This is a genomic window from Hylemonella gracilis ATCC 19624 (assembly GCF_000211835.1).
GTDB classification, from domain to species: Bacteria; Pseudomonadota; Gammaproteobacteria; order Burkholderiales; family Burkholderiaceae_C; genus Hylemonella; species Hylemonella gracilis.
On the sequence record NZ_AEGR01000093.1, the window covers coordinates 38,552 to 52,958 of the forward strand.

Here is a 14,407-nt window from a genome sequence, read left to right on the forward strand (position 1 = left end):
GGAAGTTGAGTTGATTGTGCTGGCTTACTTGGCGAGAACGGCGCGAACCGTGTCCGCAACGTTTTCTGGCGTGAAGCCGAAATGCTTGAACAACACGGGAGCGGGCGCCGATTCACCATAGGTGTCAATGCCCACGACGGCCGAGCAGCCGTATTTCCACCAGCCCCCGGTGGCGCCCATTTCAACGGCGACACGCGGCAGACCGGCGGGCAGGATGGCTTGCTTGTACGCCGCCTTTTGCCGGTCGAACACCGTGGCGCTGGGCATGGAGACCACGCGCACGGCGATCTTCTGCGCGGCCAGCAGTTCCTGAGCCTTAAGCGCCAGAGCGACCTCGGAGCCGGTCGCGATGATGAGGGCCTGGGGCTTTTTCTTCAGGCCCACGTGTTCCGGTTCGGACAGCACATACGCGCCACGGCTGATGTCACCCAGATCGCGCTTGGGCGCGTAGGCAAGGTTCTGACGCGACAGCAGCAAGGCGGTCGGTCGTGTCTTGTTCTCCAGCGCCACCGCCCAGGCCACGGCGGTTTCCGCTGTGTCGGCGGGACGCCAGACGTCCAGGTTCGGAATAAAGCGCAGGCTGGCCGCGTGCTCGATGCTCTGGTGAGTGGGGCCGTCCTCGCCCAGGCCAATGCTGTCGTGCGTGAAGACATGGATCACGCGCTGCTTCATGAGCGCGGCCATGCGGATGGCGTTGCGGCTGTAGTCGCTGAAAGTCAGGAAGGTGCCACCGTAGGGGATGTAACCCCCGTGCAGGGCCACGCCGTTCATGATGGCGGCCATGCCGAACTCACGCACGCCGTAGTTGATGTGGCGGCCCACCTTGCCATCGGACGACTTGACCACGGCACCCGTGCTGTCGAAGCGCAGCGCGGGGGTGTGGCTGGTGTTGGTGAGGTTCGAGCCGGTCAGGTCGGCGCTGCCGCCCAGCAGTTCGGGCAGCGCGGCGGTGAAGGCCTCGAGCGCGATCTGCGAGGCCTTGCGCGTGGCCACGGTGTCGGCCTTGCTGTGCGCGGCCACGGCAGCGTCCACGGCGACCTGGGCGAAGGCCTTCGGCAGATCACCCGCCATGCGTCGCTTGAATTCGGCTGCAAGTTCGGGATGCGCGGCAGCGTAGGCCGCGAACTTGTTGTTCCAAGAAGATTCGGCGGACTCACCGCGGGTCTTGGCGTCCCAGTCAGCGTAGACCTCGGCGGGGATCTCGAATGGTGCGTGCGGCCATTCCAGTGCCTCGCGCGTGAGCTTGATTTCGTCCGCGCCCAGGGGTTCGCCATGCGCCTTGGCCGTGCCCGCGCGGTTGGGGCTGCCCTTGCCGATGCTGGTCTTGCAGATGATCAGCGAGGGGCGCTCGGTTTGCGTCTTGGCCTTGGCGATGGCTTCGGCGACGGCCTGCGGATCATGGCCGTTGATGGGGCCGATCACGTTCCAGCCATAGGACACGAAGCGCAGCGAGGTGTTGTCCGAGAACCAGGGTTGCACCTGGCCATCGATGGAAATGCCGTTGTCGTCGTAGAGCGCGATCAGCTTGTTGAGCTTCCAGGCACCCGCGAGGGCGGCGGCTTCGTGGCTGACACCTTCCATCATGCAACCGTCGCCCAGGAAGACATAAGTATGGTGGTCCACGATCGCATGGCCGTCGCGGTTGAACTCGGCGGCCATCAATTTCTCGGCCAGCGCCATGCCCACGGCATTCGTGACACCCTGGCCCAGCGGGCCGGTGGTGGTTTCCACGCCAGGGGTGATACCCACTTCGGGATGGCCCGCGGTCTTGCTGTGGAGCTGGCGGAAGTTCTTCAGTTCGCCGATCGGCAGGTCATAGCCCGTCAGGTGCAGCAGGGCATAAATGAGCATCGAACCGTGGCCATTGGACAGCACGAAACGGTCACGATCCGCCCAATGCGGATTCTTGGGGTTGTGCTTGAGGTGTTGGCCCCAGAGCGCCACGGCCATGTCGGCCATGCCCATGGGAGCGCCGGGATGTCCGGAATTGGCTTGTTGTACAGCGTCCATTGCCAGCGCACGGATTGCGTTGGCCATCTGTTGGGTATTTGCCATGAGGGAGCGACTCCGGAGAAATCAGCGCGTTGGTGGGGGCGGGGAAACCCGGCATTTTACCGGGCGTCCCGTCGCCAGGCCCGAAGGGTCCGGCACGGGGCCATGTCGGGCCACGCGTGCCAGAATGAAGTGCATGCCAGACTCTTCTTTTACCGCGCAGGCCTTGATCCTGGCCGCCGGCCGTGGCGAACGCATGCGCCCCTTGACCGACACCACACCCAAACCCTTGCTTCAGGTCCGGGGACGACCTTTGCTGCAGTGGCATGTGGATGCCTTGGCCGACGGCGGGTTCACGGATTTGCTGGTCAACACGGCCTGGCTGGGCGAGCAAATTCCCGCCCATTTCGGCGCCACGCCAAGCGCCATCAGCGGCCAGCCGCTGCGCATCGCCTATTCCGAGGAAGGCCGGGATTTCGGTGCGGCGCTGGAAACGGCCGGCGGCATCGTGCGCGCCTTGCCGCACCTGTCCGAGGTCTTCTGGGTCGTGGCCGGTGACGTGTACACGCCCGGCTTCATGTTCAGTGCTGACGCCCTGCGGCGGTTTGCCGAGAGCGACAAACTGGCGCATCTCTGGCTGGTGCCCAATCCACTCCACAACCCCTCGGGGGACTTCGGGCTGAGCCCGGAGGGTCTGGCCTTGAACCTCCCCCCTTCATTCCGCGAAGCCCAGCGCACTTACACCTACAGCACCATCGGTCTGTACCGGCGCGCCTTCTTCAGCGCGCCCTTCGTCCAGTCCGTGTGCGCCATCCCAGCGGGCAACCCGAGGGGCGTCAAAGCCCCACTGGCGCCGATGCTGCGCGCGGCGATGGACAATGCCGCCGTGAGCGCCGAGCTTTACACGGGGCCTTGGACCGATGTCGGCACGCCCGAGCGCTTGCGCGAGCTCAACGCCACATCCCCCGAGGCCCACACCATCGAGACGCCATCGCCATGAACGCCCCGCTGAAGAACCCCGCCTGGTTGACGCCAGCCCCCACCGTGCTGTACGCACAACGCCGCGCGCGGCTGGCGGCTCTGATGACGCAACGGGGAGGCCCGGACGCCATCGCCATCATCCCCACGGCACCCGAGCGCATGCGCAACCGCGACAGCGACTACCTGTTCCGCTTCGACAGTTACTTCCACTACCTGAGCGGTTTCGCGGAGCCAAATGCCTGGCTGCTGATCGATAGCACTGGCCGCACCACGCTGTTCTGCCAACCCAAGGATCTGGAGCGTGAAATCTGGGACGGCATCCGCCTCGGTCCGCAGGCGGCCCCGCAGGCGCTGGGCGTGGACGCGGCCTATTCGGTGGCCGAGCTGGAGCAGCGACTGCCCAAGCTGCTTGAGAACCAGTCCACGGTCTGGTACCCCTTCGCCACGCACGCCGGGCTGGAGGCCCGGGTCGACGGTTGGCTCAAGGCCGTGCGCGCCCGTGTTCGCTACGGCGCGCTTTGCCCTGAGGCCCAGCGTGACCTTTGCGCGCTGCTCGATGAGATGCGCCTCGTCAAAGACGACTACGAGCAGGACGTGATGCGCCGCGCCTCGGCCATCAGCGCCCGCGCCCACATCCGCGCCATGCAACTCTCCGCCCGCATGCTGCGCGAGGGTCGGGACGTGCGCGAGTACCACCTGGACGCCGAGCTGCTGCACGAATTCCGCCTCGGCGGCTCGCAGTACCCCGCCTATGGCTCGATCGTTGCGGCCGGCGCCAATGCCTGCGTGCTGCACTACCGCGCCGATGCCGCGCCGGTGCGCGATGGCGATCTCGTGCTGATCGACGCCGGCTGTGAGTTGGACGGCTATGCGAGCGACATCACGCGCACTTTTCCGGCCAATGGCAGATTCAGTGGGCCGCAGCGCGCGCTCTACGACCTGGTGCTGGCGTCCCAGGATGCCGCCGTGGCGGCGACCCGCGCAGGCGCGCGCTTCAACGACCCGCACGAGGCCGTGGTGCGTGTGCTGTCACAAGGCCTGCTGGACCTGGGGTTGCTGGACAAGAACAAGACCGGATCCGTGGACGACGTCATCGCCAACCGTGCCTACTTCCGCTTCTACATGCACCGCACCAGCCACTGGCTGGGCATGGACGTGCACGACTGCGGCAGCTATGTGGAGCCTTCCGAGCTCGGCCGGACCAGCGAACGCAAGGACGCCCTGTCCGGCGAGACCATCAAGGACCGGCCCAGCCGCATCCTGCGACCCGGCATGTGCCTGACCCTCGAGCCAGGCCTGTACGTGCGCCCGGCCGAGGACGTGCCGGAATCGTTCTGGAACCTCGGCATCCGCATCGAGGACGACGCCTTCGTCACCGACAGCGGCTGCGAGCTGATCACCCGGGGCGTGCCGGTCCGGGCCGACGAGATCGAGGCTCTGATGCGGGCCTGAAGGGGCCCGCTCCGCGGGCCCAGGCCTCTGCGATCCTGGGTTCGTTCAGTGCACTGAGCGGCGACGTCGTGCGCGCACGCTATGTTGCGATTAGGCAAAAGCAATCCATCTGACACATTGGCTTGACTATCATTGGCGCAAATTGATAGTTGAAATTCATGAGGTGTGCCATGACTCGCTTTGCCCGCGCCAATTTGCCCGTGCTGAAGAAGACCGCCAGTTACTACGTGATGCACATCGTCGTGGCCGCGGCGGTGGCTTACGCCGTGACAGGCAATCTGCTCATGGCCTTCACCTTGAGTCTGCTGGAGCCCACGGTTCAGGCCGTGGCCTTCTTTTTCCACGAAAAAGTCTGGGAACGCCGATCTGCTCGCCAGCGCATGGCCGAGGTGTCGGCCACGCCCGCATCCTGAATCCGTGCGATTCGTGGGGCCGTCAAAACAGGCTGGCGCACCACAGTCAAGACTCCCAGCGGGTGCTGAGGCATTCAAACCACACGCGCCAAGTCCGCGCCGTGGTGGGGCATACAATCCAACTCCCCCAAAAAGAGCAAGCCTCTTTTGCCCGGGCACCGGTAGTGCATAGGGATGCACCTCCCGGTCGCTTCATCCACGGGCAATTGATTTGCTGCAGGAGATTCTTTGATGTCCAGCACCCCGTCGTCCAACGACAAGCGCGAGCAGATCCGCCGCGCCGCCCTTGAATACCACCAGTTCCCGGTTCCCGGCAAGATCGCGATCGCGGCCACCAAGCAGCTGATCAATCAGCATGACCTGGCGCTGGCCTACACCCCCGGCGTCGCCGCGCCTTGCGAGGAGATCGCGAAGGACCCTGACGCGTCCTACAAATACACCTCCCGCGGTAACCTGGTCGGCGTGATCACCAACGGCACGGCCGTGCTGGGCCTGGGCGACATCGGCCCGCTGGCCGGCAAGCCGGTGATGGAAGGCAAGGGCGTGCTGTTCAAGAAGTTCGCCGGCATCGACGTGTTCGACATCGAAATCGACGAGAAGAAGGACCTCGACAAGCTGGTGGACATCATCGCCTCCTTGGAGCCCACCTTCGGCGGCATCAACCTCGAGGACATCAAGGCGCCGGATTGCTTCTACGTCGAGCGCAAGCTGCGCGAGCGCATGAAGATTCCGGTCTTCCATGATGACCAGCACGGCACGGCGATCGTCGTGGCGGCGGCCCTGACCAATGGCCTGAAGGTCGCGGGCAAGGAGTTGAAGAACGTCAAGCTCGTCACCTCCGGCGCCGGTGCAGCGGCGTTGGCCAGCCTGAAGTTGCTGGTCAAGATGGGGCTGCCCAAGAAGAACATCTGGGTCACCGACATCGCCGGCGTGGTCTACGAAGGGCGCACCGAGTTGATGGACGAAGACAAGCGCGAGTTTGCCCAGAAGACGGACGCCCGCAAGCTTGGCGACGTCATCGCCGATGCGGACATCTTCCTGGGCCTGTCGGCGGGCGGCGTTCTCAAGCAGGACATGGTGAAGAAGATGGCAGCGAACCCCATCATCGCCGCCCTGGCCAACCCCACGCCGGAAATCACGCCCGAGGAAGTCAAGGCCGTGCGCGACGACGTGATCATGTGCACGGGCCGCACCGACTACCCGAACCAGATCAACAACGTCCTGTGCTTCCCCTACATCTTCCGCGGGGCGCTCGACGTGGGCGCCTCCACCATCACGGATGAGATGGAGATCGCTGCGGTCTATGCCATGGCCAAGCTGGCCCAGGCGGAGCAAAGCGAAGTGGTCGCCGCCGCCTACGTGGGCGAGCCCCTGATCTTCGGTCGCGAGTACCTGATCCCCAAGCCCTTTGACCCGCGCTTGATGATAGAGATCGCGCCCGCCGTGGCGCAAGCCGCCATGGACGGTGGCGTGGCCCGTCGTCCGATCGCGGACATGGACGCCTATCGCGAGAAATTGCAGGCCTATGTGTACGCATCAGGCACGACGATGAAGCCCATCTTCACCGCCGCCAAGGCCGCCAGCAAGAAGCGCATCGCCTACGCCGAAGGCGAGGAAGAGCGCGTGCTGCGCGCGGCCCAGATCGTGGTGGACGAAGGACTGGCACGCCCCACGCTGATCGGCCGGCCGACCATCATCGCCCAGCGCATCGAGAAGTTCGGTCTGCGCCTGAAAGAGGGCCAGGACTACGACGTGGTCGACACCGAGTACGACGAGCGTTATCGCGACTTCTGGCAGACCTACCACCGCATGACCGAACGCAAGGGCGTGACGGTGCCAATCGCCAAGATCGAGATGCGCCGCCGCTTGGCGTTGATCGGCGCCATGCTGCTGCACAAAGGCCATGTGGACGGGATGATTTGCGGCACCTGGGGCAACACCGCGATGCACCTGCAGTACATCGACCAGGTCATTGGCAAGCGCGCTGGCGTGAACACCTATGCGGCCATGAATGGCCTGCTGCTGCCGGACCGCCAGTTGTTCATTGTGGACACCCACATCAACTACGACCCGAGCGCCGAGCAAATCGCGGAAATCACCATGATGGCGGCCACCGAGATGCAGCGCTTTGGCTTGCATCCCAAGGCGGCTCTGCTGTCCCATTCCAACTTCGGTCAAAGCTCCCAACCCAGCGCTATCAAGATGCGCCAGGCCCTGGAGCTGCTGCGCGTGCAAGCCCCCTGGCTGGAGGTGGACGGCGAAATGCACGGTGACGTGGCACTGGACGCCGAGATGCGCAAGGTCATCATGCCCAACAGCACCCTGACGGGACAGGCCAATCTGCTGGTGCTGCCCAATCTGGACGCGGCCAACATTGCCTACAACCTGCTCAAGACCGCCGCGGGTGGTGGCATCGCGATCGGTCCCATGCTGCTGGGTGCCGCGCAGCCAGTGAATATCCTGACTCCCAGCACCACCGTGCGCCGCATCGTCAACATGACCGCGCTGACGGTGGCCGACGCCAACGCGACGCGCTGATCGCTCACACCTGGGCGCCAAACAAGGAGGAGGTGGCTGAGGGCTTCCTTCTCCGCCTGCTGGTCAGCGCCTATTCCCCTTCGGGCCTGCCTAATGTTTAGGCAGGCCCTTGCTTTTTTCGCTCAGATCAGCGACACTTTCGGGCTTGGAATCTTCCGGGTGAGCCCGGTCGTCATAACAGCTTAGTCTTATGTTGCGCGGCCTCGTCAGCAAGTTGGTGCTTACTGGCTTGTTGTCTTGGCTGGTTTGCCTGCCCCTCGGTGCCGAGGCTCCACCCCCTCGTCCGGCGAGCTCCGCCAAGGCTGCTTCAGCCCTCGTTTCGTTGGCTGATTTGCCGCCACAAGGCGTTGAAACCTATCGCCTTATTCTCAAAGGCGGGCCGTTTCCGTTCGAGAAAGATGGCACGGTGTTTGGCAATCGAGAGCGTTTGCTCCCGCTCCATCCGCGCGGCTACTGCCGCGAATACACCGTTCCCACGCCGGGCCTGTCCCATCGTGGCAAACGGCGCATTGTCTGCGGTGGCACCGTCCGTCTCGCACCAGACGCCTGTTATTACACCGCCGACCACTACGCCAGTTTCCGCCGGATCGCGCCGTAAATCGTTTTTCAACAAGAAAGTGAAGCGGAGATGGATACGCCACTTCGTACCGTTAGAACCAACATCGTCCAGTCGATCCGCGCCTTCCGGGTGCCGGATTTGCAAGAGGCGGCCCAGGCCCTCGGGCACCATTTCCTCTACGCCAACTTGGCTCAAGCGCAATCCAAGCAGGATGTGCTGGACCTGATTGCCCAGCAGTTCATCCTGCCCACCCATGTGGGTAAGAACTTCGACGCGCTCTATGACGTGCTGACGGATCCGCTGCACAAGTCCGGCCCGCAGCCCGGCTTCATCGCCGTGCTGGAGCACATTCCCGCCAACGCCAAGTTCGACAAGGAAGCTCGCGAACAGCTTCTGGACATCTTCCGTGACGCTGCCGACTACTGGGGCGACCGAAAGGTGCCGTTCCGGTGTTTCTATTCTTTTCTGTAGCCCGTTCTGCGCAAAGCAACAGCCAAGCGGAACGGGCGAACGAGGCTGAAAACGGCGGCGAGCAAGCACAGCTCATGGCCACCGAGACCGTGGACGATGACAGCGGCGAGAAGATGCCCACCGACAAGCTGGTGGACGTTTCGCCCCTGGCGCTGCGCATGAGCAGCCCTTTCAACGCGAGCTACTGGCAGGCCGCGGCCTGAGCCAAGGCCAGGTACTCGGACACGGGGACTTCCTCCGCACGGCGTTGCAGATCGAACGGGTCTGCAACGCCTTTTTCTTCCAGCCAACGCCCCAGGGTGTGTCGCAGCAATTTGCGCCGTTGGCTGAAAGCGACCTGCACCATTTCTTCCAGCAGTCTCGCATTCAGCGCCACGGGGGCAGAACGCGGCACCATGCGGACGACGGCACTGTCGACCCGCGGCGGAGGATCGAAGCTCTCTGGCGGGACGAACAGCACATCCTCCATCTCATAGCGCCATTGCAGCATGACGCTGAGCCGGCTGTAGTCGGCCGTGGAGGGCTGCGCCACCATGCGGTCCACCACTTCCTTCTGCAACATGAAATGCTGATCTTCCACCGCTTCGACATGCTCGAGCAGATGGAACAGGATCGGCGTCGAGATGTTGTAGGGCAGGTTTCCCACCACGCGCAGCTTTTGTCGGGCCAGCGCAGCGAGCGCTGAGAAATCCACTTTGAGCACGTCGGACTCGATGACCTCAAGCTGAGGGTGCTTGCGCAAGCGCGCGGCGAGATCACGGTCCAGCTCGATGACGGTCATGCGACCCAAGCGCTCGACCAAGGGCTGTGTCATGGCGGCCAAGCCCGGCCCGATCTCGACCACGCACTGCCCGGGTTGAGGCCCGATGGCGCGCACGATGGCGTCGATGATGCCGTCGTCAGCGAGGAAGTGCTGGCCGAAGCGTTTGCGCGGTATGTGTTTCATCCCCGCACATCCACCGTCACGCGCTGCCAGCCAAGCTTGTTCATTGCGGCGCCTCGCGCAATTCCACGTAGGCACGGGCGCGGGTGTCACGAATCCAGTTGTCATACGCCTCGGCCATCTTGCGCTCACGCAGCATGTTGCGAACAAGTTCACGCTGCTCGCGTTCATTCAAGGTGGCTTGCCGCCGCTCCAGCAGTTGGATCAGGTGCACGCCAAAACGCGATATCAGGGGTTCACTGATCTGCCCCGGGGCAAGCTGGTTCATCACGTTTTCGAATTCAGGTACGAACATGCCAGGACTGGCCCAACCCAGATCTCCGCCCTGCGCCGCACTGCCGTCCTGGGAGTTCTGCCGCGCCAGGGTGGCAAAGTCCGTGTCGCCCGACTGGATGCGGCGGCGAAAATCATTCAGCTTGTCACGCGCCTGGGCCTCACTCAGCTGCGCGCTGGGAATCAGCAGAATGTGCCGGGCCCGGCTTTGAGTCACCGTCTGGGGCGCTGGCGCGGGTTGACGGCGCTCGATCAGCTTCAGCACATGGAAGCCCGCGCCAGAGCGCACGGGTTCACTGATCTCGCCAACCGCGAGCGTGCGCACGGCATTCGTGAAGAGGGCCGGATACCGATCACCAGCGCGTAAACCGAGCTGGCCGCCGTTGGCACGGTCAGCAGCATCTGAAAGCTCCCGCGCCAAGGCAGCGAAATCGGCACCTTTTTCTCGAGCGCGCCGCGCGATCTGCTCGGCTTTGCGCTGTGACTCAAGCTGGAAGGTTGCACTGGCGTCCTCCGGCACAGCCACGAGGATGTGCGCGATATGGATGAGCTGGCTGGCTGGATTGCTGTTGCGCTGCTGCTGTTCGCTCAGGTATTGCTCCACATCGGCATCGCTGACCTTTACTCGGGCATCAACCTCGCGCTCTCTCAGCCGAGTCAAAAGAAGTTGTTCCTTCAGCCGGGCGCGCAGCGCTTGAGTTGTCATCCCATCTTGCTGCTGCACCTGTTCACGCAACTGGGTCACCGTCAACTGATTCTGGCGGGCGACGTTCTGCTCGGCTTGATCCACGGAAGGTTCATCGATCTTCAACCCCATCTCGCGCGCGAGCTGGAGTTGAGCCCGTTCATTGATGAGTTGGTCCAAGACTTGGCGCCGCAATGCTTGACCTTCTGGTGCGGGCCTGCGCTGAGCGGCAAGCTGCCGTAACGCGCGGGCCACTTCTGCGTTCACCTGCGCGTTGGTGATCGGTTCCGAGTTGACCACGGCCACGATGTAGTCGGCGGATCGCACACTGGGGGGGGGCGCGGGCGTGCCTTGCGCCTGCGCGGCTCCGAGCACGGCAAGGAGCATGGCCGTGCACAGAACGCGGCCCAGAACGGAGGGGTGGATCATGGTTGTCGAATCACTCGTAATTGCTGAACCGGCTCGGGGAGGTGGTTTGCTCACGCAACAGCTGATAGCGCGGTATGTTTTTCTGCAAGGTTTGCAAGGGGTCGACACCCACGCGGCCGAAGCCGACCAGTTCCAGTTGGAACATGATGCGCTGGTTCGCGGTCGTCAGACCCGTCTGCAAGCGCTCGAATACAAACCGCCCCAACCAGCAACCGGCGTCATATTCAAAGCCCATGGTCGTATCGACCAGCTTGTGGTCCGTCTGACTGTAATTGAGTCGACCGACGCTGTACCAGCGCCCAGCGCCCTGACCGCGCCCGGGCCCGAGGTCCTCGCCCCAGTCACGCCACAAGTCGTTGATGGGCCACTGCCAACCGAGATTGATCAACTCGCTGTCTTCACTGGTTTCACTCTGGGCTCGCTGAAATCGGTAGGCCAGATTCACCACTCGGTAGGGGCTGGGGTTGTAGCGCATGCTGAAAGTGCTGCGCTCCGACTCGCCCAGACGGTCATTCCACTGAACAGCCGAGTCGACATGCCAACGCGGGTCAATGTTCAACTCTGCTCCCAGCAAGAGGTCACTCAGCCCCTCTGGAGAGGCCGTGCCTCCAGGCAGGGTGACGCGTTGGTCTTCGAAGCGCAAGCGTTGGGCCACCCCCAAGTGCAAGATTTCCGCTCCGCGTTCGGCATCAAAAAGACGTGTCGAAACACCCACGGTCAGCAGATTGTTGTCGGCAATGCGGTCATTGCCCATGAAGGTGTTTTCGCTGTAGATGCTGGTGAGGCTGAAGTCTTGGGCAGCCGAGTCATAATTGGGCAGATAACCCTGCTCTACAAACGGGGTTCGCGTGTAAAAGAGACGAGGCTCCAAGGTCTGACGGTAAGCAGAACCAAAGTAGCTGGCCTCGCGCTCAAACACCAAGCCAGCGTCCAGACTGTACGTGGGCACAGTCCGGGTGGCGCTGCTTGCGTCTGCACTCAATCCATTCAGTGAGCCTGAGTAACTACTCAGATCAAGTGCCTGCTCGAACTGGTAGCTTGTCGCATGGATGGAGGCCTTGGGAATCACAAAACCGGCGGCGCCACGAATTGGATAGCTCAGAGCGCCACGCCAGACGGTTCTATCGGCGTTCACGCGGTTCGCCGTACTTTGACTCGTCAACGCCAGTTCATCGACGGTGAACTGCGTGTAGTCGCCGTCCAGACTGAAGTCAAACCCGCCGAAATTCGGCTCTGCATAACGGGCGGTCAATTGCTGCCGGTCATACGGCGGCACGATGGGAGCATCTGACACCTGCAAGGTCTGGTAGCGCAGAACACGCGCGGTGGCCGAGTATGGCCCTTGCCCCCAGTTCACGCTGACATCGGCCGGCAAAAGACGCTGGGTCAAGGAATTGCTGGCCCGTGGAAAGTCTCGCCAGTAGTTGTCGTCACTCACGCGCGAGATGTTCAGGTTCAGGCCCAGAGAACCATAGGCACCTGAAACACCCGCCCTGTGCTGAAAGTAGTAGCCTTCACGATCCATGTCTCGCAGCTTGTCGTCTGGCATGTAGTCGACGCGCAGAAGCCCGCTGTAGCCTGGCTCCAAATAGCGGAATTCGCCACCATAGTTGACGCCTCGCTCACTCATCCAAGTCGGGTACAAAGTCGCATCTCGGTTGGGTGCGATGTTCAGGTAATAGGGCACCGTGATCTCGGTCCCGCTGACGTTGTCCGCTCCATAGACTGGGGAAAGCATCCCCGAGCGACGCTCACCGCTCAGCGGAAAGGTCATGGCGGGCAAGCCCAGCACAGGGACATTCTGGAAGCGCACGGTCGTGTCCTCGGCCTCGGCCACCCCTTCCTCGCTGTCCAGGTGCAGCGTGGTGGCACGCAAGAACCAGGCGGGTACCCAGTCTGGCCCTCCCTCCCGGCGGCAGGTGGTGAACGTGGCGTTTTGCACCACGGAGCGGGTATCGTCCAGAAAATCAATGCGCTCCGCGTCGCCATGGGCATCGGCGGACAGCAGGTAAAAGCGTGCATTCGTGAACGAACCCTCGAAAGCGTCGACGCGCAGATCCAAGGTGTCGCCCTCGAAGACATTCCCGGATTGGTTGACCCGAACCGAACCGCGCGCATGCGCAGTGTCGGTGGCTTGGTCATATTCCAGTTTCTGCGCGCGCAACACCAGGTCGGCTCGCCGAAACTCGACGTCGTCCTCGGCCAAAAGACCGATGCCTATTTCCGACTCCATGCGCTGCCCCTCGACGAACGATGGCGCGGCCGCCCTTTGCTGCGCCGTCAGACGGTCTTGCAGCAAGGGGCTGACCTTCAATTTCAATTCGGCATCGGCTGCACCGCCCATCAGCAAGCAGAGCAGGGCGAGCAAGTAGCGCGTGATGGGAAGGTCTGAGCGAAACAAGACGGAAGGATCCGAGGCAATATCGAAAAATGCCTGCAAGCACTTGCAAGCATGACCACAGGCTGGGCGACCAAGCCGTTTTTGCACGCAAAGGTGGGGCCCGCGGTCCGCCTGTTTGTAGAATGAACCGGCCTGAATTATCCATGAGCTCTCCCGCTTTGCGTCCTACCCCCATTCCCCCCGCAAATTCCGATATTGAGTGGGCCGATCCTGGTCGCGCAGCGGCTTTTACAAGCTGGTTGAACAGCTTGGCCAGCCCTCAGCGACTGCAGGTTGCGAGCTTGCGCATGGCGTCGGCCGACGCCAGCTTCCGCCGCTACTTCCGTGTTGACACCACGGACCAGGCCAGCCGCATCATCATGGACGCGCCACCCGACAAGGAGAACTGCGCGCCTTTTGTCCAGATTGCCGCACTGATGTCGGAGGCCGGGCTGCTCGCACCCCGCGTCTTGGACTGGGATGAAGCCCAAGGATTCATGCTGCTGACCGACCTGGGCGCGCGCACCATGATGCAGGTGATCCAACCTGATCAAGCCCAGGCCAATTTGCCCCTCTATCGCAAAGCCGTCGACGCTTTGGTGCGCTGGCAGCAGGCTTCGCGACCCGGCGTGCTGCCCGCTTACGACGCGGCCTTGCTGCGGCGCGAACTGGAACTATTCCCAGACTGGTATCTGGCCCGACATCGTGGCATCACGGTGGAGGGCAAATTGCGCAAAACCCTGGATGAGATGTTCAGCTTGATCATCGAGCGCAACCTGGCCAGCCCCTCGGTCTACGTGCATCGCGACTTCATGCCGCGCAACCTGATGATCCCCGGGCATCCGGACCAGCCTGCTTCAGAGCAGCCGCCAGAGGAGCGTCTCGGGGTGTTGGATTTCCAGGATGCTGTCTATGGCCCCATCACGTACGACATCGCCAGTCTCATGCGCGATGCTTTTCTCAGCTGGGATGAGGATTTCGTGATCGACATCACGGTCCGGTACTGGCAAGCAGCGCGTCAGGCCGGCTTGCCCGTGCACGAAGACTTCGGGGAGTTCTTCCGCGCCGTGGAGTGGATGGGACTGCAACGCCATTTGAAGATCGCGGGCATCTTTGCGCGACTGACTTTGCGCGATGGCAAGCCCAAGTACCTTGCCGATGCGCCACGCTTCATCGCCTACATCCGCGCCACGTGTGCACGTTATTCGGAACTCAAACCCTTGTTGCGCCTGGTGGACGAGGTTGAAGGCATCAGCGAGGCCAGCGGCTACGCTTTCGGCCGCGTCTGATC

Annotated in this window: 12 protein-coding genes; 8 read left to right on the forward strand and 4 right to left on the reverse strand. The window is 62.9% G+C overall.

Going from position 1 to position 14,407, the window contains the following annotated elements; translation table 11 throughout:
• Positions 1–24: 24 nt before the first annotated feature.
• Positions 25–2,055 carry a transketolase gene (tkt, locus tag HGR_RS14245; protein ID WP_006299015.1) on the reverse strand — a complete coding sequence of 677 codons (2,031 nt, stop codon included), beginning with the start codon at positions 2,053–2,055 and terminating at the stop codon, positions 25–27.
• A gap of 133 nt (positions 2,056–2,188) precedes the next feature.
• Here tkt and HGR_RS14250 point away from each other — a divergent pair, with 133 nt between their 5' ends.
• From HGR_RS14250 to HGR_RS18010, 7 genes are all read left to right on the forward strand, one after another.
• Positions 2,189–2,992: a nucleotidyltransferase family protein gene (locus tag HGR_RS14250; protein WP_006299016.1), complete on the forward strand. Its 804-nt coding sequence runs from the start codon at positions 2,189–2,191 to the stop codon at positions 2,990–2,992.
• Entirely contained in the window at positions 2,989–4,425 is a 1,437-nt protein-coding gene (locus tag HGR_RS14255) for an aminopeptidase P N-terminal domain-containing protein (protein ID WP_006299017.1), read from the forward strand. The genes HGR_RS14250 and HGR_RS14255 overlap by 4 nt, the downstream gene beginning before the upstream one ends.
• 170 nt (positions 4,426–4,595) lie before the next feature.
• Positions 4,596–4,838, forward strand: a complete 243-nt coding sequence (locus HGR_RS14260; protein WP_006299018.1) for a DUF2061 domain-containing protein — start codon at positions 4,596–4,598, stop codon at positions 4,836–4,838.
• A 231-nt stretch (positions 4,839–5,069) separates the two neighbouring features.
• A complete protein-coding gene (locus HGR_RS14265; RefSeq protein ID WP_006299019.1) occupies positions 5,070–7,376 on the forward strand; it encodes an NADP-dependent malic enzyme in 2,307 nt (768 codons plus the stop codon).
• A 190-nt stretch (positions 7,377–7,566) separates the two neighbouring features.
• Positions 7,567–7,974, forward strand: a complete 408-nt coding sequence (locus HGR_RS17100; protein WP_081463554.1) for a ribonuclease domain-containing protein — start codon at positions 7,567–7,569, stop codon at positions 7,972–7,974.
• 30 nt (positions 7,975–8,004) lie between these two features.
• Positions 8,005–8,406, forward strand: coding sequence for a barstar family protein (locus tag HGR_RS14275; protein ID WP_039853722.1), 402 nt, complete (start codon positions 8,005–8,007; stop codon positions 8,404–8,406).
• Positions 8,407–8,480: 74 nt separating this feature from the next.
• On the forward strand, positions 8,481–8,609 hold the full coding sequence (locus HGR_RS18010) for a hypothetical protein (protein ID WP_006299022.1): 129 nt from the start codon (positions 8,481–8,483) through the stop codon (positions 8,607–8,609).
• Here HGR_RS18010 and rsmA read toward each other — a convergent pair.
• The 3 genes from rsmA to HGR_RS14290 are packed head-to-tail and all read right to left on the reverse strand — an operon-like array spanning position 8,588 to position 13,137.
• Positions 8,588–9,352: a 16S rRNA (adenine(1518)-N(6)/adenine(1519)-N(6))-dimethyltransferase RsmA gene (gene rsmA, locus HGR_RS14280; protein WP_006299023.1), complete on the reverse strand. Its 765-nt coding sequence runs from the start codon at positions 9,350–9,352 to the stop codon at positions 8,588–8,590. The two genes, HGR_RS18010 and rsmA, sit on opposite strands and share 22 nt — an antisense overlap.
• A gap of 40 nt (positions 9,353–9,392) precedes the next feature.
• Positions 9,393–10,736 (reverse strand): peptidylprolyl isomerase, encoded by a 1,344-nt coding sequence (locus tag HGR_RS14285; protein WP_006299024.1) that lies wholly within the window; start codon positions 10,734–10,736, stop codon positions 9,393–9,395.
• Between the two features lie 10 nt (positions 10,737–10,746).
• A complete protein-coding gene (locus HGR_RS14290) occupies positions 10,747–13,137 on the reverse strand; it encodes an LPS-assembly protein LptD (protein ID WP_006299025.1) in 2,391 nt (796 codons plus the stop codon).
• Positions 13,138–13,280: 143 nt separating this feature from the next.
• Between HGR_RS14290 and HGR_RS14295 the strand changes: the two genes are divergently transcribed.
• Positions 13,281–14,405, forward strand: a complete 1,125-nt coding sequence (locus tag HGR_RS14295) for an aminoglycoside phosphotransferase family protein (protein ID WP_039853724.1) — start codon at positions 13,281–13,283, stop codon at positions 14,403–14,405.
• Positions 14,406–14,407: the final 2 nt, after the last annotated feature.

Bases quoted from the DNA above. Each gene is read 5' to 3' on its own strand.
- HGR_RS14260 (WP_006299018.1), top strand. From the start codon at position 4,596: ATGACTCGCTTTGCCCGCGCCAATTTGCCCGTGCTGAAGAAGACCGCC.
- rsmA (WP_006299023.1), bottom strand. From the start codon at position 9,352: ATGAAACACATACCGCGCAAACGCTTCGGCCAGCACTTCCTCGCTGAC.
- HGR_RS14275 (WP_039853722.1), top strand. From the start codon at position 8,005: ATGGATACGCCACTTCGTACCGTTAGAACCAACATCGTCCAGTCGATC.
- tkt (WP_006299015.1), bottom strand. From the start codon at position 2,055: ATGGCAAATACCCAACAGATGGCCAACGCAATCCGTGCGCTGGCAATG.
- HGR_RS14265 (WP_006299019.1), top strand. From the start codon at position 5,070: ATGTCCAGCACCCCGTCGTCCAACGACAAGCGCGAGCAGATCCGCCGC.
- HGR_RS14285 (WP_006299024.1), bottom strand. From the start codon at position 10,736: ATGATCCACCCCTCCGTTCTGGGCCGCGTTCTGTGCACGGCCATGCTC.
- HGR_RS14250 (WP_006299016.1), top strand. From the start codon at position 2,189: ATGCCAGACTCTTCTTTTACCGCGCAGGCCTTGATCCTGGCCGCCGGC.
- HGR_RS14255 (WP_006299017.1), top strand. From the start codon at position 2,989: ATGAACGCCCCGCTGAAGAACCCCGCCTGGTTGACGCCAGCCCCCACC.
- HGR_RS18010 (WP_006299022.1), top strand. From the start codon at position 8,481: ATGGCCACCGAGACCGTGGACGATGACAGCGGCGAGAAGATGCCCACC.
- HGR_RS14295 (WP_039853724.1), top strand. From the start codon at position 13,281: ATGAGCTCTCCCGCTTTGCGTCCTACCCCCATTCCCCCCGCAAATTCC.
- HGR_RS17100 (WP_081463554.1), top strand. From the start codon at position 7,567: ATGTTGCGCGGCCTCGTCAGCAAGTTGGTGCTTACTGGCTTGTTGTCT.